The sequence below is a fragment of the Lichenifustis flavocetrariae genome (assembly GCF_026130545.1).
GTDB lineage: Bacteria > Pseudomonadota > Alphaproteobacteria > Rhizobiales > Beijerinckiaceae > Lichenihabitans > Lichenihabitans flavocetrariae.
The window spans coordinates 17,897-36,186 of record NZ_JAMOIM010000046.1; the positions used below are offsets into that span (position 1 = coordinate 17,897).

Genomic DNA, 18,290 nt, shown 5'->3' on the forward strand with positions numbered 1-18,290 from the left:
CAAAGAGAGCACGATCATGACCGACGCAACACTCAGCCGAGCGGACCCAATTCATTATCAAGATGCGACGACGCTCGCGGCGCTGATCCGTAAGAAGGAGGTATCATCCCGGGAGGTCGTGCAAGCACATCTCGACCGCATCGCCGCGGTGAACCCGAAGATCAATGCCGTCGTCACGCTTATGGCTGAGGATGCGCTGAGGGCAGCCGACGCGGCCGACAAAGCCGTCGCTCAAGGCGCCGTGCTCGGTCCCCTGCATGGCGTTCCCTTCTCGATCAAGGATGCCCTCGACACGGCGGGCGTGCCGACCCAGCGTGGCTCGAAGCTGTTCGCCGGCCGGATCCCGACCGCCGATGCCACCGCCGTTGCCCGCTTCAAGGCAGCGGGTGGCATCGCACTGATGAAGAGCAACCTGCCCGAGTTCTCGGCCTGGACGGAGACCGACAACCTCGTCACCGGTCGTACCAACAATCCATGGAACCTTGACCGCACGCCCGGTGGATCGTCGGGCGGCGAGTCCGCCGCGATCGCCGCCGGCATGTCGCCGATCGGCATCGGAAGCGACGTCGCGATCTCGGTGCGTGGTCCAGCCGCCTTCACCGGCATCGCAGCCCTCAAGGCGACGCAGGGGCGCGTTCCTTTCACGGGCCACTATCCCGCGGTCACCAAGCGCTGGTGGCATGTCGGCGCGATGGCGCGCAGCGTCGGCGATGTGGCGCTGGGCTATTCGATCCTGAAGGGGCCCGACGGCATCGACGGTTACGCGGTCCATCCTCGTGAAGCGGACGCCGGGGCCGATCACATTCCCGGCCGGCTTCGCATCGGCTGGGTCGCGGAGGCCGCCTTCGGCCCTGTCGATCCCGAGATCGCCGCCGCCGTTGCCTCGGCCGCCGCCCGCCTTGCCGATCTTGGCCACGACGTCGAGCCCGTGGACCTGCCGTTCCTCGGCAATCCACTCGGGGCGCTGATGACCCTCGTCTTCGGCGAGATCGTTCCTACGATCAAGGCTTTGGCTGCGGGTCGCGAAGGCGATCTCCACGCGATCGGGGCGGGGATCGTCGCCACGCCAGACCCGACCTTCGCCGCTTACTTGGAAGCCGAGGCGCAGGGCGAAGCGCTGCGGTCTGCCTTCGCCGGCTTCTTCGAGCGGTATGATGTGCTGCTGACGCCGGTCAACCCGATGACAGCCACGCCGCACGGGGCGCAGGAGCTTGTCGTCGACGGCAAGACGGTGCCGTGGACCCACGTCATGGCGGCGACGTCGCCCTTCAATCTGACCGGCCTACCGGCGCTTTCGGTGCCTTACGCTTTCAGCTCGGAGCACCTACCCATCGGCATCCAGCTCGTCGGCAAGTGGCTGGACGAGGCGACGCTGCTGCGACTCGGCGCGATGCTCGATCGCAAAGGTGGCTTGGACGAACGCCGACCCGCATTGTGATGGCGGGGAGCCGTAAGGATGTCCCTTTTCACCAAAAGGCTCGATGCGTCGCTCTCCCCGGCTGCTCTATGCTGCAAATGGCCGAAACCGGAATGGCAGCTTCGGGCAAGCGGATCATGCGAGCGGACACACTCAATCGATGCGATGGGTGTGTCGCCTCCGATCGAAGCGTGATCAGGCCGTCTCGCCGGGCACGATTTCGAAGCCTGTATTGATCGTCTCAGGTGTGCCGTTGCGTTCGGGTCGCAACAGGATCTGCTCGACCGCGATCTTGCCGATGCGGAACCGATTGGATCGCACCGTCGACAGCGGCTTCGGAAGAGCCTGCCCGACATCGAGTCCGTTGAACCCGAACAGCGCCAGGTCGCGTTTCAAGACAATGCCTTCGGCAATGCAGTGAAAGACGCCGCCGACCGCCATGTCGTCGTTGGAGAAGACAACGACATCGGGATGCTTCGCACCCTGTAGGAGCGTCGCCAGGGCCTCGCGCCCGGCCTGCGTCGAACTGGGCCCACCATGGAGGCGCTGGTCGACCAGCTCGAGGCCCGCCTCCTCCAGGGCCTGCACGAGACCGTCCCACCGGAGGCGCGCGCGCCTGTCCGTCGTCCAGTCGTGCCCCACGTAACCGAAGCGGCGATAACCCCGCCCGATGAGGTGCCGGCCCGTCGCCAGACCGGCCGCGCGATGGGACATGCCCACGGCGAGGTCGATGGGCTCCGAGTCGATGTCCATCAGTTCCACCACCCGGATGCGGCTCTGTTTGAGGCGGCGGCGTGTGATGTCGGTATGGTCGAAGCCCACGATGATTATTGCGGCGGGCTTCCAGGCCAGCAGCGAGGTGACCAGCTTTTCCTCGGCATCCGCCTTGTAGTCCGTGATGCCGACGACCGGCCGGAAGCCCGACGGTTCGAGGCCGGCGTCGATGCCCCGCAGCACGTCCGCAAACACGATGTTCGAGAGCGACGGGATGACCACGCCGATGAGGTTGGAGGTGGCCGAGGCCAGGGTGCCGGCGATCTGGTTGCGCACGTAGCCGGTCTGGTCAACCGCGTCGAGCACGCGGCGGCGGGTGGTCTCGGAGATTGGACCAACGTTTCTTAAGATGCGCGATACCGTGATTTCGCTCACGTCGGCGGCACGCGCCACGTCCGCAAGGGTCAAGGCGGCGGGCGTCTCTGCCACGCGGCGTTGTTTCCTCACCTTGTTCTTCTCCGGCCCCATGGATGTCCCGTCGATGTTCTGACCGGGACTATGCACCAGTTCGCGTCTAGTCGGGCGGCACAATTTATTTGCGACAAAATGACAGCGGTAACATTCGTGCATGACAGCGCTGTCATTATATGTTGTATCGTGCAGCAAGGCCGAATGGCCATGAGGGGTGGGCGGAAATGAAACCGGCGGAAACGAGCCAGATTGCCGTGATCGGCCTTGGGTCCATGGGTCTCGGCGTCGCGAGCACGCTGCTTCGTGCCGGCCGCACCGTTTCGGGTTACGATCCGGTGCCGGAGGCCTGCGCGAAATTCGAGGAGGCTGGCGGACGGCTCGCGACAGATCCCGCCGCGGCCAGCCGGGATGCGTCAGTCGTTGTCATCGTCGTCGTCACCGCGGCCCAGACGGAGGCAGTGCTCTTCGGCACAGACAGCCATGAGGGTGCCGTCGCGACCATGCGGAGGGGCGGCGTCGTGCTCTCCTCCGCCACGATGGCGCCCGACGACGTCCGGCGACTGGCGGAACGTTGCGAGGCCGCCGGTGTCGATTATCTCGATGCGCCGATGAGCGGCGGTATGGCGCGGGCGGCCAGCGGCGAGTTGACCGTCATGGCGTCCGGCAGCCCTGCCGCCTTCGCGCTTGCCGATCCGATCCTCGCGATCATGGCGACCACAGTCTACCGACTCGGCGACAAGCCAGGGATCGGCGCATCGTTCAAGATGGTCAACCAATTGCTGGCCGGGGTTCATATCGCGGCGGCATGCGAGGCCATCACCTTCGCAAAGCGTCTAGGGCTCGACATAAACAAGGTGTTCGAGGTCATCACGGCCTCGGCCGGCAATTCCTGGATGTTTGAAAACCGTGTCCCGCATGTGCTCAAGGGCGATTATTCTCCCGCCAGCGCTGTGGACATTTTCGTCAAAGATCTCGGCATCGTGGCCAACATGGGGCTCGCGGCGAAATTCCCGACGCCGGTCGCGGCCAGTGCCTTGCAGCTTTTCCTGATGACATCGGCGGCCGGCATGGGGCGCGACGACGACGCCTCGGTGGCGCGCCTCTTCGCCCAGATGACCGGGCTCGACCTTCCGGGCGGCGCCAAAGCCAAGTGAAAAAAGAACCGTCGACCACCCTGGGCGGCGGCGGCACGAGGGAGGATCATGATCGTGCGCGACAGTCCGGCAACGGCCGTCCTACGCCCCCGTCACACAGCCGTCGGCGGCCGTGTGTCGGCCCTGCTGCAGGTGCGCGAGCTCAACGTGCTCACGGCCTTGCTCGTCGTCGTGGCGCTCATCAGCTTCTCGACGCCTTACTTCCTGACGACCGACAACCTGATGGGGGTGTTCCGCTCCTTCTCGCTGATCGCCATCATGTCGATCGGCATGGTGATGGTGATCATCACCGGCGGCATCGACCTGTCGGTCGGCTCCGTCATGGGGCTCTCGTCGCTCGTCACGGCCCTCGGCTTTCAATCGGGCCTGCCGACGGCCGTATGCATCCTCGGCGGGCTCGCCACGGGGCTGTTGTTCGGCCTGTTCAACGGCGTGCTCATCACCGTGATCCGCCTGCCGCCCTTCATCGCCACGCTCGGGTCACTCAGCATCGGCCGCGGGCTCATGTATATCATCACCCATGGCGTGCCGCTGACTCCGGACACACCCGACGTCTTCGCGGAGATTGGACAGGGCTATGTCGGGCTGGTGCCCGTGCCCGTCGTCATCATGCTGGCCATGACGATTGTGTTCTCAGTCGTCATGCGCAAGACGCGATTCGGCCGCCACGTCTATGCGACCGGTGGAAACGAGATGGCGGCGCGGTTGAGCGGCGTTAAGACGGGCCGGGTCAAGCTGCTGGTCTACATGCTGTCCGGTCTCATCGCCGGGCTTGCCGGCATCGTCAGCTTCTCCCGCTATCTCTCGGCGGAACCGGCCTCGGGCTTCGGTGCCGAACTCGACGTGATCGCGGCGGCGGCTATCGGCGGCGCGAGCCTCGCGGGCGGCGTCGGCAGCGTCGAGGGCGCGATCATCGGGGCGGCGCTCGCCGGCATCATCGCCAACGGCGTCGTGCTCATGAACATCAACACTTACGCCCAGCAAGCCATTACGGGCGCGGTCATCTTGATCGCGGTCAGCTTGGATGTCTGGCGGAGTCGCAGCAAGGGAGCCTGAGCCAACCGAGGGATAATCAGCCCAGGGCCTGCGAGCCCCCCATCGCGATCAATAGAAATCCGGGACAAGGAAACGTATCATGAAGACACTTACACAGATTTCGCTCATCGCCCTACTCTCCGCCCTGCCGCTGGGCGCCACGACCGCCGCCTTCGCCAAAGATGCCAAGGACATTGTGATCGCGGTAATCCCGAAGGTCGCCGTCCCGTTCTTCGACGACTGCAACACCGGTGCGGCCACTGCCGCCAAGACTGACGGTGTGCAGTATCAATGGGTCGTGCCGCAGAACACGCAAGGCTCGACGCAGGTCAAGATCCTCGAGGATCTGATCAGCAAGAAGGTCGATGGCATCGCCATCTCGGTCAATGAACCGAAGTCGGTCGAGGCGATCATCAAGAAAGCCATGGCGAGCGGTATCAAGGTGCTGACCTTCGACAGCGACTCGCCAAAGAGCGGCCGCAGCATGTATATCGGCACCAGCAACGGCGCTGCTGGCCAGACCATGGGCGAATCCATGGCCAAGGCGATCGATGGCAAAGGCGAGGTGGCGATCGTCACCGGTCAGCTCGGCGCGGTGAACCTCAACGAGCGTATTGCCGGCATCAAGAAGGCGCTGGCCAAGTATCCCGACATCAAGCTCGTCGCCACTGAGGGCACCGAGGACGATCTCGCCAAGGCGGTCTCAGTCGACGAAGCGCTGTTCCGCGGTCATCCGAACCTGAAGGGCATCTTTGGCGTCAGCCAGGTAGGCGGGCCCTCCGTCGCCAAGGTCCTGGCCACCAAGGAGTTTGGTGCCAAGAAAGACACCGTCAAGGTGTTCGCCTTCGACGACCTCCCCGACACCGTCAAGGGCGTCAAGGAGGGCTTCATCCAAGGCATCATGGTCCAGCGTCCTGTCACCATGGGTAAGTTGTCGGTCGACCACCTGTTGGCGCAGATCAACGGCACGGAGACGACCTCGGCCGATGTCGACACCGGTGTGACGGTCGTCGATGCCTCGAACCTCAACGGCTACACCAAGTAGTCGCGATCTCGCAAAACCGGGGGAAGCGGCAGCGCTTCCCCCGGTCCTCGTGCCGAGGCCTTCAGCCCATGTCGCTCTTTCTCGAAATGCGTGACGTGTCCAAGACCTTTCCAGGGGTCCGGGCGCTGAACAAAGTCGACCTCGAGGTCCGGCTTGGCGAGGTCCATGCCCTCGCGGGCGAGAACGGCGCCGGCAAGAGCACTCTCATGAAGATCATGACGGGCGTCTACACGGCCGATCCGGGAGGCCGCATCCTGATCGAGGGCGAGCCCATCGTGATCCGCGATGCCGTGCACGCCCGCGCGCTCGGCATCAGCATCATCTACCAGGAGCTCTCGATGGTGGAGAACCTGACGGTCGCTGAGAACATTTTTCTAGCCCGGGAGCCGTTGCGGGCCAGCGGGTTCCTCGACAAGGCCCGCATGAACCGTGAGGCAGCCGAGGTGCTGGCCACCCTGCAAATGGATGTGTCGCCCGTGACGCCGGTCGCCCAACTCAGCATGGGCCAGAAGCAGATGATCGAGATCGCCAAGGCGATCTCCTACCGATCAAAGATCATCATCATGGACGAGCCGACCGCTTCGCTCAGCCACCATGAGGCCGTAACCCTGATGGGGCAGATCCGCCGGTTACGCCAACAGGGCATCGGCATCGTCTACATCACGCACCGGCTCGACGAGATTTTCGAAATCGCCGACCGGGTGACTATCCTGCGCGACGGCAGCACCGTCGATTCGCTGCCAATCGCGGAGGTCACGCGCGACATCCTGGTCCGCAAGATGGTGGACCGCGAGTTGAGCCAGCTTTACGGCAAGCACGTCTGCCACGCGACGAGCGAGGTGCTGCTCGACGTGAAGGGGCTAACGCTCGACCAGCCCCGGCCGCACCAAGCCAAGGTGAAGAACATCGATTTCAGCCTGTACAGGGGCGAGGTGCTGGGCTTCTTTGGGCTCATCGGCGCTGGCCGGACCGAGATCATGGAAATGATTTTCGGCATGCGCGCCTCGACCGGCACCATCGCGATAGACGGGAGACAGGTCGCGATCCACGAACCCTCAGACGCCATTGCGCACGGCATCGGCTTCGTCACCGAGGACCGTAAGGGACAGGGACTGGTGCTCGGCATGAACGTGCGCGAGAACTTCAGCCTTACCCACCTCGAAGCCTATTCCCCCAATTTCTTCGTGAATCGGCAAAAGGAGACGGCGCGGTGCCGCGACTTCGTCAAGTCGCTCGGCATCAAAACGCCCTCGACCGAGCAACGGGTGGTCAACCTGAGCGGCGGCAATCAGCAGAAGATCGTCATCGCCAAATGGGTCGCCCGCTCGCCGAAGATCCTCATCGTGGACGAGCCGACGCGCGGCATCGACATTGGGGCCAAGGCCGAGGTGCACGCGTTGCTGGCGCGCCTCGCCAGCGACGGCATGGGCATTATCGTCATCTCGTCCGACCTGCCCGAAGTACTGGCGGTGAGCGACCGGGTGATCGTCATCAAGGATGGCCGGATCAGCCAGACCTTCGAGCGGGCGCAGGCTTCGCAGGAAACCATCATGGAAGCGGCGACCGCCTAAGGCCGCAGCTCAATCAAGGAGATCTCAAATGAAGAAGAATATCATCTTCACGGGTGGCAGCGGCAAGGCCGGCCAACACGTCGTGCATTACCTCGTCGAACACGGCTACAATGTGTTGAACCTCGACACCAAGCCGCTCGCCCATTCCAAAGTCCGTACGCTGATCACGGACATCACCGACAGCGGGCAAGTGTTCAACGCGCTCACCAGCACGCTGGAACTGCATGAATTCGCGCCCTCGCTGCGCGCGCCAAAGATCGACGCGATCGTGCATTTCGCTGCCATCCCGCGCATCATGCTGGTGCCCGACAACGAGGTGTTCCGCATCAACACGATGGGCACCTACAACATCATTGAGGCGGCCGAAAAGCTCGGCATCCGCAAGACCATCATCGCCTCGTCGGAGACCACCTATGGCCTGGTCTTCGCCAACGAGCCGCGCGATCCGGCCTATTTCCCGCTCGATGAGCAGTATCCGGTCGATCCGATGGACAGCTACGCGCTGTCGAAGATCTGTAACGAGCGGACCGCGCACGGCTTTCAACAGCGCACCGGGTCCGACATCTACGCGATCCGCATCGGCAACGTCATAGAGCCGCACGAATACGCCGACTTTCCCAAGTTCTTTGCCGACCCCGGGTTCCGCAAACGCATCGCGTGGAGCTACATCGACGCGCGCGACCTGGGCGAGATCATCCGGCTCGGCATCGAGACCGACGGGCTCGGCTTTCAAATCTTTAACGCGGCGCAAAACGACTGCTCGTCCGATCTGCCCACAGCTGAGCTGTTGAAGCGCTTCTACCCCAACGTACCGGTGCGCGGCGAACTCGGCGAATACGAGTCGCTGCTGTCCAACCGCAAGACCCGCGAGATGCTTGGCTTCGAGGAGAAGCACAACTGGCGCAGCGCTTTGGCCGCGAACCGGGCCCCGGGAACCCGTGCATGAGCAAGGAAAAAATCGGCTTCATCGGCGTCGGCCTGATGGGCCATGGCATGGCCAAGAACATCGTCGAGAAGGGCTGGCCTTTGACCGTGCTGGCCCGCAGCAAGCGCGAGGCGATCGATGACCTCAAGGGGCGTGGCGCCCATGAGGCAGCGACCCCGCGCGCGGTGGCCGAGGTCTCCGACGTGGTTCTGCTCTGCGTCACCGGTTCGCCGCAGGTCGAGGAGGTGATCCTCGGCGAACATGGTCTCGCCTCGGCCGGCAAGCCGCTGCTCGTCATCGACTGCTCGACGGCCGAGCCCGCCTCGACCACGCGGCTCGCGGCCCTGCTGGCCCCCAAGGAAATCACGCTCATCGACGCGCCGCTCGGCCGCACGCCGAAGGACGCCTGGGAGGGCTCGCTCGACGTAATGGTGGCGGGCGAAGACGCCGTCTTGGCCCGCGCCCGGCCCATTCTTGAGGCCTTTGCGGGTCGCGTGATCCCCACTGGGCCGGTCGGCACCGCTCACACGATGAAGCTTCTGAACAACTTCCTGTCCATGGGCTATGCGGCGCTTTATTCGGAGGCCTTGATGATCGGCGCCAAGGCGGGGCTGACCACGACGGTATTCGACAGCGTCATCCAGGGCGGCCGAATGGACTGCCCCTTCTACCAGACGTTCCGCCAATACGTCATTGAGCGGGACCGCAACGCCCACAAGTTCACCATCGCCAACGCCCACAAGGACGTGACCTACCTGGCCGGCTTCGCCCAGGCGCTCGGGGTCGCCAATCCGGTCGGCGCGGCGGTGCGCAACAGTTTCGCCGTCGCGGTTGGGACCGGCCACGGCGGCGACTACGTGCCGATGCTGTCGGACATCGTCGCGGAACTGAACGGCACGTCGCTCACGCCCTGATCGGCCGAGCGATCGAAGACAGAACCAACGACGAAACGGGAGGACCATTCATGCGACCTATGACATTGACCTTACTTGCCGCGACCCTGGTCACGGCAAGCCTCCAGGCGGCCTCGGCAGCCGATACCGCAATGACGCCCCTGCAGGTGCCGGCCAAGACGCTGCAGGTGCCCACCGCCGACATCAGCCCGGAGATGCAGAAGTTCATCGCCGCGCCGCTCAACCCCGGCTGGACCTTCCATCCGAAGACCGGCGAGGAATGGCGCGCCATGGCGGACAAGATCGCCGCGGGCGTGGTGCCGGGGCTGCCGGCCATGCAGGAGCGCATGCACGTCAAGGTCGAGTCCAGCACGATCGACGGCGTGCGGGTCAACATTGTGACCCCGGATGACATCCCGGAGCAGAACCGCGACAAGGTGATCGTGCATGTGCACGGCGGCTGCTACGTCTATTTCCCGGGCGCGTCCGGCACTACGGAAGCCATCATGATGGCCGGCTTCGGCCATTACAAGGTGATCGCGGTCGACTATCGGATGCCGCCCGAAGCCTATTTCCCCGCCGCGCTCGACGATGCCATGACGGTCTACAAGTCAGTACTGAAGACCACCGCGCCGAAGAACGTCGGCATCATCGGCACCTCGGCCGGCGGCGCGCTAACCCTCGAGATGGTCGTGAAGGCCAAGCAGGACGGCCTACCGATGCCAGGCGCCATCGCGCCCGGCACGCCCATGTCCGATGTCACCAAGACCGGCGATTCCTTCTACACGAATGAGTTCGTCGACAACGTGTTGGTGTCGCCCACCGGCTTCTGCGACGATGCCGCCGCCTTCTACGCCCATGGACACGACATGAAAGATCCCCTTCTCTCGCCGGTCTATGCCGACATGACGGGCTTTCCGCCCGCGATCCTGACCACCGGCACGCGCGACCAGCTGCTCAGCAACACCGTGCGGGTGCACCGCAAGCTGCGCCGGGCCGGCGTCGTGGCCGATCTCAACGTGTACGAGGGCGAGTCGCACGCCCAGTACCAGTTCGACGACCGCGTGCCCGAGACCAAGGAAGCCTTCGGCGAGATAGCGGCGTTCTTCGGCAGCTACCTCGGCAAGTAGCTGTCGCTCAAGAGAGTAACCCTCATGCTGCGCTTTTCCGCCAACCTCGGCTCCCTGTGGCCCGACCGGCCCCTGCCCGACAGGATCGACGCGGCGGCGGCGTGGTTCCGGGCCATCGGGCTGCACTGGCCTAATGACGTGTTGGCCGAGCAGGTACGTGCCCGCTGCGAGGCGAATGGGCTGGCGCTGCTCGGCCTCAACTCGGTCCGCGGCGATGTTGCCGTGGGCGAGAACGGGCTTGCGCACTCGCCGGGCGCAAGGACGAGTTCCAGCCAGCTGTCGAGCAGTCCCTGGCCTTTTACTAGGCGTCCGGCGGCACCGCCGGTAATTGCACGGCGGGCATGGTTCCGCCGGGCGATCGGGCGTCCGCGCGCGACGTCTTCGTGCGCAACCTCAAGGTCGCCTCGGCCGACGCGGAGCGGGCCGGGCTCACGCTACTGCCTGAGCCGCTGTTCGACTGCTACCACGTGGGCCGGGTCGGCAGCGACGTGATCGCAAGGCTCGAAGGTCTACTGGCGATCGTCCGCCCCGTGCAGATCGCCGCCATGCCGAGCCGCGCCGAATCTGACCGGGGCGACCTCGACTACCGGGCGGTGTTCGCCGCCATCGGGCGCCTGACCTATTCGGGCTGGACCAGTTGCGAGTACAAGGCGGCGGAACCGACCGCCGATGCCCTGACATGCACCAGGGCGCTCGATGGCTAATTGTCGGCCACGCGATCATCATCTCACCCCGAATAGCGGAGATCCCCCTTGTCCCGTATCGCCATCGTCGGCTGTGGTGTCGTCGGCTCATCCTGGGCGCTGGTGTTCCTTCGCGCGGGCTTCGAGGTCGTGCTGTTTGATGCCGCCCCGGCCGCGCGTGAGAACGCCGCCGCCTTCGTCCGCGCAGCGCTGGCCGATCTACGGGACCAGAGCATGGCTGGCCCCGATCCGGTCGAGCAGACCATCGGCCGACTGTCACTGGCGGGAAGTCTGGAAGAGGCGATCGCCGGGGCCACCTATGTGCAGGAAAGCGCGCCCGAGCGCGTCGAGATCAAACGCGAGCTGTATCGGACGCTCGACCGGTTGGTGCCTCCCAATGTGGTAATCGGTAGTTCCACCTCGGGTCTGCCCGCCTCGTCTTTCACCGAGGGGCTCGCGACCGCGCGCCGCTGTCTCGTCGTCCACCCGATCAACCCGCCACACCTGATCCCGCTGGTTGAGATCGTCCCCTCGCCCTGGACGGGCGCGAGCGTGATGGAGGAGGTCACGACCCTCATGCGCCGCATCGGCCAGTCACCGATCCGCCTGACTCGCGAGATCAACGGCTTCGTCGTGAACCGGCTGCAGAGCGCGATGCTAGGCGAAGCCTTTCGGCTGGTCGAGGACGGCATCTGCACCGCCGCCGAGGTCGACGCGGCGGTATCCAACGGGCTCGGGCTGCGCTGGTTTTTCATGGGACCGTTTGAGACCATCGACCTCAACGCCCCGACCGGCATCGCCGAATACTGCCGCAACCTCGGCCCGATGTATCAGGGACTGGCAAAGGAGCAGGCTGACCCGCGTGCCTGGAGCGCGTCGCTGGTCGGCGCAGTGGAAGCGGAGCGGCGGCAGGCGACGCCCGCAGAAGGGCTGGCCCTGCGGCGATCGTGGCGCGACCGCTGCCTCGCCGCCTTTGTCGCGGCCAAACGCCGGGTGCTAGCGGAGGCTGCGGCGACACCAACCGAAAAGGACGCATGATGCTGCTCGGATGTATCGCCGATGACCTGACGGGCGCGACCGACCTGTCGCTGATGCTCACCAAGGAGGGGCTTCGCACCGTGCAGTCGACCGGCGTGCCGGGTCGTGACCTCAACCTCGATGGGGTTGACGCCCTGGTGATCGCGCTGAAGTCACGCTCCATCCAAGCCGGCGAGGCGGTGACACAGTCGATCGAGGCCGCCCATGCGCTGCAGGCGCTCGGGGCGCAGCGGCTGCTCTTCAAATACTGCTCGACCTTTGACTCGACGGACAAGGGCAACATCGGGCCGGTAACCGAGGCCCTGCTCGACTTGGTCGGCGGCGAGACAATCGCCTGCCCGGCCTTCCCGCAAGCTGGGCGGACGATCTATGCGGGCCAATTGTTCGTCAACGGCGTACCGCTCAGCGAGAGCCCGATGAAGGATCATCCGCTGAACCCGATGCACGACAGCGACCTGCGCCGCGTGCTCGGCCGCCAGACCAGCCTGCCGGTGGGCCTCGTCGGCTATGAGGACGTCGAAGCTGGGCCCGAGGGCGTGCGGTCTGCCTTGGCCCGCGAGAAGGCGGCGGGCTGCCGCATCGCGATTATCGACGTGCTGACGGACCGCCACCTGCGCGACATCGGCGCCGCCACCGCCCACCTGTCGCTCATTACTGGCGGGTCCGGCATCGCCATGGGCCTGCCGGCCGCCTATTTGGCAGCGGGGCTGATCGAGCGCCTGACGCCGCCGCGGCGCGTGATGGCCGCGCCGGTGGGACGCGCCGCCATCCTGGCGGGCTCCTGCTCGGCCGCCACGCGTCAGCAGGTGGCCACCGCCATTGCCGCCGGGCTGCCGACTTTCCAGCTCGACACAGCACGTCTCGCCGAAGTCAGCCAATCGGTGGCCGACGTACTCAGCTGGGTCGACCGGCAGACCGGCGTGGAGCCGATCCTGATCTATTCAAGCGCCGATCCCGATCTGGTCCGCGAGACGCAGGCCCGCCTCGGGCGCGATGCGGCTGGCCGTATGATCGAGGAGATGCTGGCCGGTACGGCGCGCGGGCTGCTCGAGCGCGGCTTCACGCGCTTGCTGGTGGCAGGCGGCGAGACCTCGGGCGCCGTCGTGCAGGGCCTCGGCGCGCGATCGTTGTCGATCGGCCCTGAGATCGACCCTGGCGTGCCGTGGACCCGAACCCTCGACGGACCTGACATGGCGCTGGCGCTGAAGTCCGGCAACTTTGGGACGACGGACTTCTTCCTTAAGGCGTGGGCGCAGCTCTCGTGAGCGACGCCGTCCTGCGCGAGCGCATCTGCGCGGCGGACGCATCGCTGTTCCGCCGAGGCCTCACCTTCGGGTCGACCGGCAAAATGTCGGTGCGCACCCGGACGGCGGCTGGCTGATGACGCTCACCAACGCCTCGATGGGCGAGCTAGACCCGGCCCGGCTGTCGCGGCTCGACGCCGCCGGAGCGCTGACCGGAGGCAACGAGCCCATTAAAGAGGCCTTCCTCGACCGGGTGATGTACGCGCGGCGAACTGATGCCCAGGCCGTGGTCCATCTGCATTCGACCCATTCGGTCGAGGTCTCCTGCCTACGGGGGCTCGACCGCTGCAACTGCCTGCCGCCGCTGACCGCCTATTACGTGATGCGGGTCGGCCTGCCGGTGGTGCCCTACTGCCCACCGGACGACGAGAGCCTGGCCCTCGAGTTGGACAAGCTCGCCGGCGCACACCATGCCGTGCTTCTGGCAATCACGAACCTGTCGTGGCTGACACCAGCCTCGACAACGCGATGTACGCCACCGAGGATCTTGAAGAGACGGCGCGGCTGTTTCTGCTGCTGCGCAACCAGCCCATTAATCCGCTGACGCCCTCCAGGTCGAGGACCTGCGCGCGCGCCTGCAACTCTGGTGAGGGCGGCCCCGTCCGCGCCTGCCAGCCTCAAACCCGTGAGATCATGACATGAAATATCGCACGCTCGGCCGTAGTGGCCTCAAAGTATCGGTGCTGACCATGGGCACCTTCACGTTCGGTGGCAAAGGCAATTTCGCCATGGTCGGCACACAGGGCGTCGAGGAGGCTCGCCGGCTGATCGACGTCTGCGTCGCGGGCGGTGTGAACCTATTCGACACGTCGAACATGTATTCAGACGGCCGCTCCGAGGAAATCCTTGGCGAGGCGCTCGTCGGTCGCCGGCAGGACGTGTTGATCTCCTCCAAGGCTCGGATGCGGATTGGCGACGGTCCCAACGACGAGGGCGTCTCGCGTTATCACCTCATCCGTGAATGCGAGAAGAGCCTGAAGCGGCTTAAGACCGATGTCATCGACATCTACTTCATGCACGAATGGGACGGCACGACACCGCTCGAAGAAATGCTGGAAGCGCTTGACTCGCTCGTGAAGCAGGGCAAGATCCGCTACATCGGCTGTTCCAATTACTCCGGCTGGCATGTCATGAAGGCGCTCGGCGTCAGCGACATGGAGCGCCGTCAACGCTTCGTTACCCAGCAGATCCACTACACGCTCGAGGCGCGCGAAGCGGAATACGAACTGCTTCCGATCTCGGTCGATCAGGGCCTCGGCGTGCTGGTGTGGAGCCCGTTGGCGGCCGGTCTCCTGTCAGGCAAGCACCGCCGCAATCAGGCGGCACCTGCCGAGTCCCGACAGTTCGCCGGTTGGACAGAGCCGCCGATCCGCGACGCTGAAAAGCTTTGGAGCATCGTCGATGTCCTGGTGGAGATTGGTAAGACGCGCGGCGTGTCGGCCGCACAGATCGCGCTGGCTTGGCTGCTTCAGCGCCCTGCGGTTAGCTCTCTCGTGGTGGGGGGTCGCAACGCTGCGCAGTTTGAGGACAATCTCGCCGCGGTCGATCTCGCGTTAACACCCGAAGAGATCCGGCGCCTCGACGAGGTCAGTGCCATCCCGATGATCTACCCCTACTGGCACCAACACAATTTTGCGCGGGATCGTTTCGGCGCAGCCGACTATGCTCTTCATGGTTCGGTGCCGGACGCGTGAGCACAGCCAGGATCCATCCACGCTGGATCGCAAACGGGTAAGCTTGTGCTAGCAAACCTGCGGAGCTTGTCCAGCCGGGGTCAGAGGCCCTGCACATCTGAACGACTGTCCGCTCTTCGGATTTCACGGAGGTGGACTGAACGACCGACCTGGGCGCACTGCAGGCTGGCTGCTCTTCGCCGGCTGTTGGCCGAAAGGGGAATGACCGGTCCCCGGCAAGGTGTGAGCTATTGCGGACATTCGACTCGTCCCGAGGCCGGCCCGCCTCCTATGCACTGACACCGCCGTCGCGGGCGGCGGACCGTTGATCAAGGCATCGGCTACAAAGCGGTCTGCGCCTTGGACACTTGGATCAGACCGATCATGGCGAGCGAGCGCTCAGCCCGCCAACGTGAGACTGGTCAGGGCGGCTTGCACCGCCGACGAGCTGGTGGTCGCCGCTGTGCCGGTCGAAGTCACACCGTTAGCGGATGCCGCTGCGTAGTTGCCGTCCTTCTGCTTAACAAGCCCGAGCTTCTGAGCGTCTGTCTGATCGTCCGCCACCGACGCAGCCGTGTACTCTCTGCCCGCGGTCTTCTGGAGCGTTTTGACAGTCGTGGCGGCTGTGACGGTCGAGGTGAGGGAGGGTGTGGTGGCAGTTATCATGGGACTTTTCCTTTTAGCGACCTTCGAAATCTCGGGTTGAAAAGCCTCCCCAAACGCCTCAGTACACAACTGTTGGATGGCGCCGTCCCTGCCCAAGACACGGTCTGCAGAGGGCCGATCGCGGCGCGTGCGGCCGCACGCCCTGTGTCTCGGCGCAGGTCCGTTAAGGAGGAGGTACGCATTCGGCCAGCACCGCGGGCCTGGGGTTTTCTGGGCACGGCGGGATCAGGCCGCCTTGGGGAGGGCTTCGGCGGTTCGGGCTGCCTTCCAGTTCCACGGCAGCATCTCGTCGATTTGCTTGGCGGGGTGATCGGGCAGCTTGGCAAGAACCCAGGCAAGCCAAGCCTGAGGATCGACGTCGTTGAGCTTGGCTGTCTCGATCAAGGTGTAGATGGCCGCCGGCCGATGACCTCCGGCATCCGACCCGCAGAAGGTCCAATTGCGTCTTCCGATGGCGATGCCTCTCAAGGCGCGCTCCGCCGCATTGTTAAAGGGCATGCTGCTTTCGGCGCCTCGGCTCGGTGGCGCGGACCGCTCCCTCAGGAGTAGTCTGCTTTGGCCGGGATAGGGGCGTCGGGAGCACGAAACGGTGGCAGGCCGTCCTTAGCATGAGCTGCGAGCTCGCGTTGTTACTTGGCCGCCCCTACGACTTGCCCGGCTGCGCTGCGAGCGCGGATCCGTAGATGTCGTGCAAGCCACTGGCTCCTAAAAAACTGGAGAACATGGCATGAAGATCATTGGCATGGACATCCACCGGTCTTTCGCTCAGGTCGCTATTCTTGAGGACGGGAAGATCACGAAACAGGTGCGGGTCGAACTCACACACGAACCGCTCGTCGCCTTCGCCAAGACGCTCAGCCTCGAAGACGAGGTTGTGATTGAGGTGACGGGCAACAGTGCCGCCGTCGAACGCCTCATGCGCCCGCACGTGAAGCGCGTCGTCGTCGCCAATCCGAGGCTGGTGCGCGCGATCGCCTATGCCCGCGTCAAGACCGACAAGATCGACGCCGCGACCCTGGCGAAGTTGCACGCGGCCGGCTTCGTACCGGAGGTCTGGGTCGCCGACGAGGACACCTACAACCGCCGACGCCAGGCGGCCGAGCGGGCGGGCGTGCTGGCTCAGTTGGTCCGCATCAAGGGACGCATGAAGGCCATCCTCCATGCCAACCTGATCCCTCCCTATAAGGGACATCTCTTCGGCAAGGCGGGGCAACGATGGCTCGATGGTCTGCCGCTCCCTGACGAGGAGCGCGGGATGCTGCGACGCCTGATGACGGAGATGGAGCGCGTGGCCGCTCAGTTGGCGGAGATCGACAAGACGCTGGCCCAGCAGACCCTCGCCGACCAGCGTGCCATCAAACTGATGACGATCCCCGGTATCGGTTCCGTCGTGGCCTCGGTGGTGCTGGCCTCCATCGGCGACATCGCGCGCTTCCCATCCGCGGACAAGCTCAGCAGCTACTTTGGTCTGACGCCGAGGATCCGGCAATCAGGAGATCGTCCGGCGCGCCACGGTCGCATCTCCAAGCAGGGCAACGCCGATGCCCGCAAGATGCTGGTCGAGGCGGCTTGGTCGGCCAAGACGGCGCCGGGACCGCTGCGGGCCTTTTTCAATCGCGTGCAGAAGAAGCGTGGAGGAGCTGCCGCGGCGGTCGCGACGGCGCGCAAGCTCGCCGTGATGATCTGGCACGTCCTGTCGAGCGGTAAGGAGTACGCCTACGCCCGCCCGTCGTTCACGGCGATGAAGCTGCGCAAGGTGGAGCTGACCGCGGGCGCGCCGAGGGCTTATGGCAAGGCGGGCTCGGCTCGAGACTACTGGATCAAAGAGATCAGGGATCGAGAAGCCGGATATATCGCGCGGGCCGAGCAGGCCTACGAGCGCATGGTCGCTGTCTGGAAGCCGAAGCCGGAAAAAACTGCAGTCGGGTGACGATTGGGGCTTCTCAACACCATCCGTGCTCAGGCAGATGCGGCCGTCGTCGAGGAAGCGCGTGAAAGCCGGCCAGTGGTTCAGGCTGTAGTTGATGGCTTTGGCGGTTTCGCTTTTGGCCGAGAGAAGCGCCCGCTTGTCGCGCAGGAAGGTCTCCAACGCTGTGACGAGCGGCTTCGAGGAAGCCTGGCGCACCGCGACACGCTCAGCCGGCGTCTTACCGAGGATCGTCCGTTCGATGGCGAAAATCTCGTCGATGCGGCGCACCGCCTCGATGGCGATCGGCGCCTTGCTGAGTTTGGCGAGGTCGAAGAGCTTGCGGCGCCCATGGGACCAGCACGCCGCCTCGATGATCGGTCGCGGTTTCCATCCGGGCGCGTAGAGGTCGTTGTAACCCGCGAAGGCGTCCGCCTGCATGATGCCGCCATAGCCGGCGAGGTGTGCGCGCGGATGGTCACCGTGCCGGCTTCGGGACTAGTGGAAGATGGCGGCCGGCGGGTTGGTACCGCCGAACGGCCGGTCATCCCGGAGATAGGTCCAGAGCCGGCCGGTGACGGTCTTGAGCTTCGCCAGCACCGGCACCGTCGTATCATCGGCATGGATGCGCTCGGCCGCCAGCACGTGCCGGCGCAACGCCTGGA

General features: G+C 65.0%; 16 protein-coding genes and 2 pseudogenes. 14 read left to right on the top strand and 4 right to left on the bottom strand.

The genetic code is table 11. The annotated features are described in order from the left end of the window. The first annotated feature begins 16 nt into the window (after positions 1–16). On the top strand, positions 17–1,438 hold the full coding sequence (locus M8523_RS30905) for an amidase (protein ID WP_282588695.1): 1,422 nt from the start codon (positions 17–19) through the stop codon (positions 1,436–1,438). A gap of 174 nt (positions 1,439–1,612) precedes the next feature. Here the strand turns inward: M8523_RS30905 and M8523_RS30910 are convergent, their stop codons facing one another. Next, complete coding sequence (locus M8523_RS30910; protein WP_428351698.1) at positions 1,613–2,659, bottom strand: LacI family DNA-binding transcriptional regulator; 1,047 nt, start codon at positions 2,657–2,659, stop codon at positions 1,613–1,615. Between the two features lie 167 nt (positions 2,660–2,826). On the opposite strand from M8523_RS30910, the gene ltnD reads away from it, so the two are divergent. The 12 genes from ltnD to M8523_RS30970 all read left to right on the top strand — a co-directional run bounded on the left by ltnD (position 2,827) and on the right by M8523_RS30970 (position 15,074). Beyond that, a complete protein-coding gene (ltnD, locus tag M8523_RS30915) occupies positions 2,827–3,756 on the top strand; it encodes an L-threonate dehydrogenase (RefSeq protein ID WP_282588697.1) in 930 nt (309 codons plus the stop codon). Between the two features lie 48 nt (positions 3,757–3,804). After that, positions 3,805–4,812, top strand: a complete 1,008-nt coding sequence (locus M8523_RS30920) for an ABC transporter permease (protein ID WP_282588698.1) — start codon at positions 3,805–3,807, stop codon at positions 4,810–4,812. 79 nt (positions 4,813–4,891) lie between these two features. Further along, entirely contained in the window at positions 4,892–5,836 is a 945-nt protein-coding gene (locus M8523_RS30925; protein WP_282588699.1) for a sugar-binding protein, read from the top strand. Positions 5,837–5,904: 68 nt separating this feature from the next. Further along, entirely contained in the window at positions 5,905–7,407 is a 1,503-nt protein-coding gene (locus tag M8523_RS30930; RefSeq protein ID WP_282588700.1) for a sugar ABC transporter ATP-binding protein, read from the top strand. Between the two features lie 28 nt (positions 7,408–7,435). Further along, complete coding sequence (locus tag M8523_RS30935; RefSeq protein WP_282588701.1) at positions 7,436–8,353, top strand: NAD-dependent epimerase/dehydratase family protein; 918 nt, start codon at positions 7,436–7,438, stop codon at positions 8,351–8,353. Further along, positions 8,350–9,246, top strand: coding sequence for an NAD(P)-dependent oxidoreductase (locus M8523_RS30940; RefSeq protein ID WP_282588702.1), 897 nt, complete (start codon positions 8,350–8,352; stop codon positions 9,244–9,246). The genes M8523_RS30935 and M8523_RS30940 overlap by 4 nt, the downstream gene beginning before the upstream one ends. Before the next feature lie 131 nt (positions 9,247–9,377). Further along, positions 9,378–10,355, top strand: a complete 978-nt coding sequence (locus M8523_RS30945; RefSeq protein ID WP_282588703.1) for a GTSAG motif subfamily hormone-sensitive lipase — start codon at positions 9,378–9,380, stop codon at positions 10,353–10,355. Positions 10,356–10,696: 341 nt separating this feature from the next. Then, positions 10,697–11,059, top strand: a complete 363-nt coding sequence (locus tag M8523_RS30950) for a hydroxypyruvate isomerase family protein (RefSeq protein WP_282588704.1) — start codon at positions 10,697–10,699, stop codon at positions 11,057–11,059. Positions 11,060–11,107: 48 nt separating this feature from the next. Continuing rightward, complete coding sequence (locus M8523_RS30955; protein ID WP_282588705.1) at positions 11,108–12,076, top strand: 3-hydroxyacyl-CoA dehydrogenase; 969 nt, start codon at positions 11,108–11,110, stop codon at positions 12,074–12,076. Further along, the gene (gene otnK / locus M8523_RS30960; protein WP_282588710.1) at positions 12,076–13,341 is read left to right on the top strand and encodes a 3-oxo-tetronate kinase; all 1,266 of its coding nucleotides are present in this window, start codon (positions 12,076–12,078) and stop codon (positions 13,339–13,341) included. The genes M8523_RS30955 and otnK overlap by 1 nt, the downstream gene beginning before the upstream one ends. Positions 13,342–13,456: 115 nt before the next feature. Next, entirely contained in the window at positions 13,457–13,924 is a 468-nt protein-coding gene (locus M8523_RS30965) for a class II aldolase/adducin family protein (RefSeq protein ID WP_428351693.1), read from the top strand. Between the two features lie 94 nt (positions 13,925–14,018). After that, positions 14,019–15,074, top strand: a complete 1,056-nt coding sequence (locus M8523_RS30970; protein WP_282588706.1) for an aldo/keto reductase — start codon at positions 14,019–14,021, stop codon at positions 15,072–15,074. 378 nt (positions 15,075–15,452) lie between these two features. Here M8523_RS30970 and M8523_RS30975 read toward each other — a convergent pair whose 3' ends face one another. Together M8523_RS30975 and M8523_RS30980 are read right to left on the bottom strand one after the other, a co-directional pair. Further along, the gene (locus tag M8523_RS30975) at positions 15,453–15,719 is read right to left on the bottom strand and encodes a hypothetical protein (protein WP_282588707.1); all 267 of its coding nucleotides are present in this window, start codon (positions 15,717–15,719) and stop codon (positions 15,453–15,455) included. Positions 15,720–15,944: 225 nt separating this feature from the next. Further along, a pseudogene (locus tag M8523_RS30980) lies at positions 15,945–16,208 on the bottom strand (transposase domain-containing protein); the annotation flags it as partial. A gap of 253 nt (positions 16,209–16,461) precedes the next feature. Between M8523_RS30980 and M8523_RS30985 the strand changes: the two are divergent. Further along, positions 16,462–17,649, top strand: coding sequence for an IS110 family RNA-guided transposase (locus tag M8523_RS30985; protein WP_282588711.1), 1,188 nt, complete (start codon positions 16,462–16,464; stop codon positions 17,647–17,649). Between the two features lie 9 nt (positions 17,650–17,658). Here M8523_RS30985 and tnpC read toward each other — a convergent pair. After that, positions 17,659–18,290 (bottom strand): annotated as a pseudogene (gene tnpC / locus M8523_RS30990) (IS66 family transposase); the annotation flags it as partial.

Excerpts from the sequence above, each read along its gene's own strand:
- M8523_RS30905 (WP_282588695.1), top strand. The coding sequence starts at position 17 with ATGACCGACGCAACACTCAGCCGAGCGGACCCAATTCATTATCAAGAT.
- M8523_RS30910 (WP_428351698.1), bottom strand. The coding sequence starts at position 2,659 with ATGGGGCCGGAGAAGAACAAGGTGAGGAAACAACGCCGCGTGGCAGAG.
- ltnD (WP_282588697.1), top strand. The coding sequence starts at position 2,827 with ATGAAACCGGCGGAAACGAGCCAGATTGCCGTGATCGGCCTTGGGTCC.
- M8523_RS30920 (WP_282588698.1), top strand. The coding sequence starts at position 3,805 with ATGATCGTGCGCGACAGTCCGGCAACGGCCGTCCTACGCCCCCGTCAC.
- M8523_RS30925 (WP_282588699.1), top strand. The coding sequence starts at position 4,892 with ATGAAGACACTTACACAGATTTCGCTCATCGCCCTACTCTCCGCCCTG.
- M8523_RS30930 (WP_282588700.1), top strand. The coding sequence starts at position 5,905 with ATGTCGCTCTTTCTCGAAATGCGTGACGTGTCCAAGACCTTTCCAGGG.
- M8523_RS30935 (WP_282588701.1), top strand. The coding sequence starts at position 7,436 with ATGAAGAAGAATATCATCTTCACGGGTGGCAGCGGCAAGGCCGGCCAA.
- M8523_RS30940 (WP_282588702.1), top strand. The coding sequence starts at position 8,350 with ATGAGCAAGGAAAAAATCGGCTTCATCGGCGTCGGCCTGATGGGCCAT.
- M8523_RS30945 (WP_282588703.1), top strand. The coding sequence starts at position 9,378 with ATGACGCCCCTGCAGGTGCCGGCCAAGACGCTGCAGGTGCCCACCGCC.
- M8523_RS30950 (WP_282588704.1), top strand. The coding sequence starts at position 10,697 with ATGGTTCCGCCGGGCGATCGGGCGTCCGCGCGCGACGTCTTCGTGCGC.
- otnK (WP_282588710.1), top strand. The coding sequence starts at position 12,076 with ATGCTGCTCGGATGTATCGCCGATGACCTGACGGGCGCGACCGACCTG.
- M8523_RS30965 (WP_428351693.1), top strand. The coding sequence starts at position 13,457 with ATGACGCTCACCAACGCCTCGATGGGCGAGCTAGACCCGGCCCGGCTG.
- M8523_RS30970 (WP_282588706.1), top strand. The coding sequence starts at position 14,019 with ATGAAATATCGCACGCTCGGCCGTAGTGGCCTCAAAGTATCGGTGCTG.
- M8523_RS30975 (WP_282588707.1), bottom strand. The coding sequence starts at position 15,719 with ATGATAACTGCCACCACACCCTCCCTCACCTCGACCGTCACAGCCGCC.
- M8523_RS30985 (WP_282588711.1), top strand. The coding sequence starts at position 16,462 with ATGGACATCCACCGGTCTTTCGCTCAGGTCGCTATTCTTGAGGACGGG.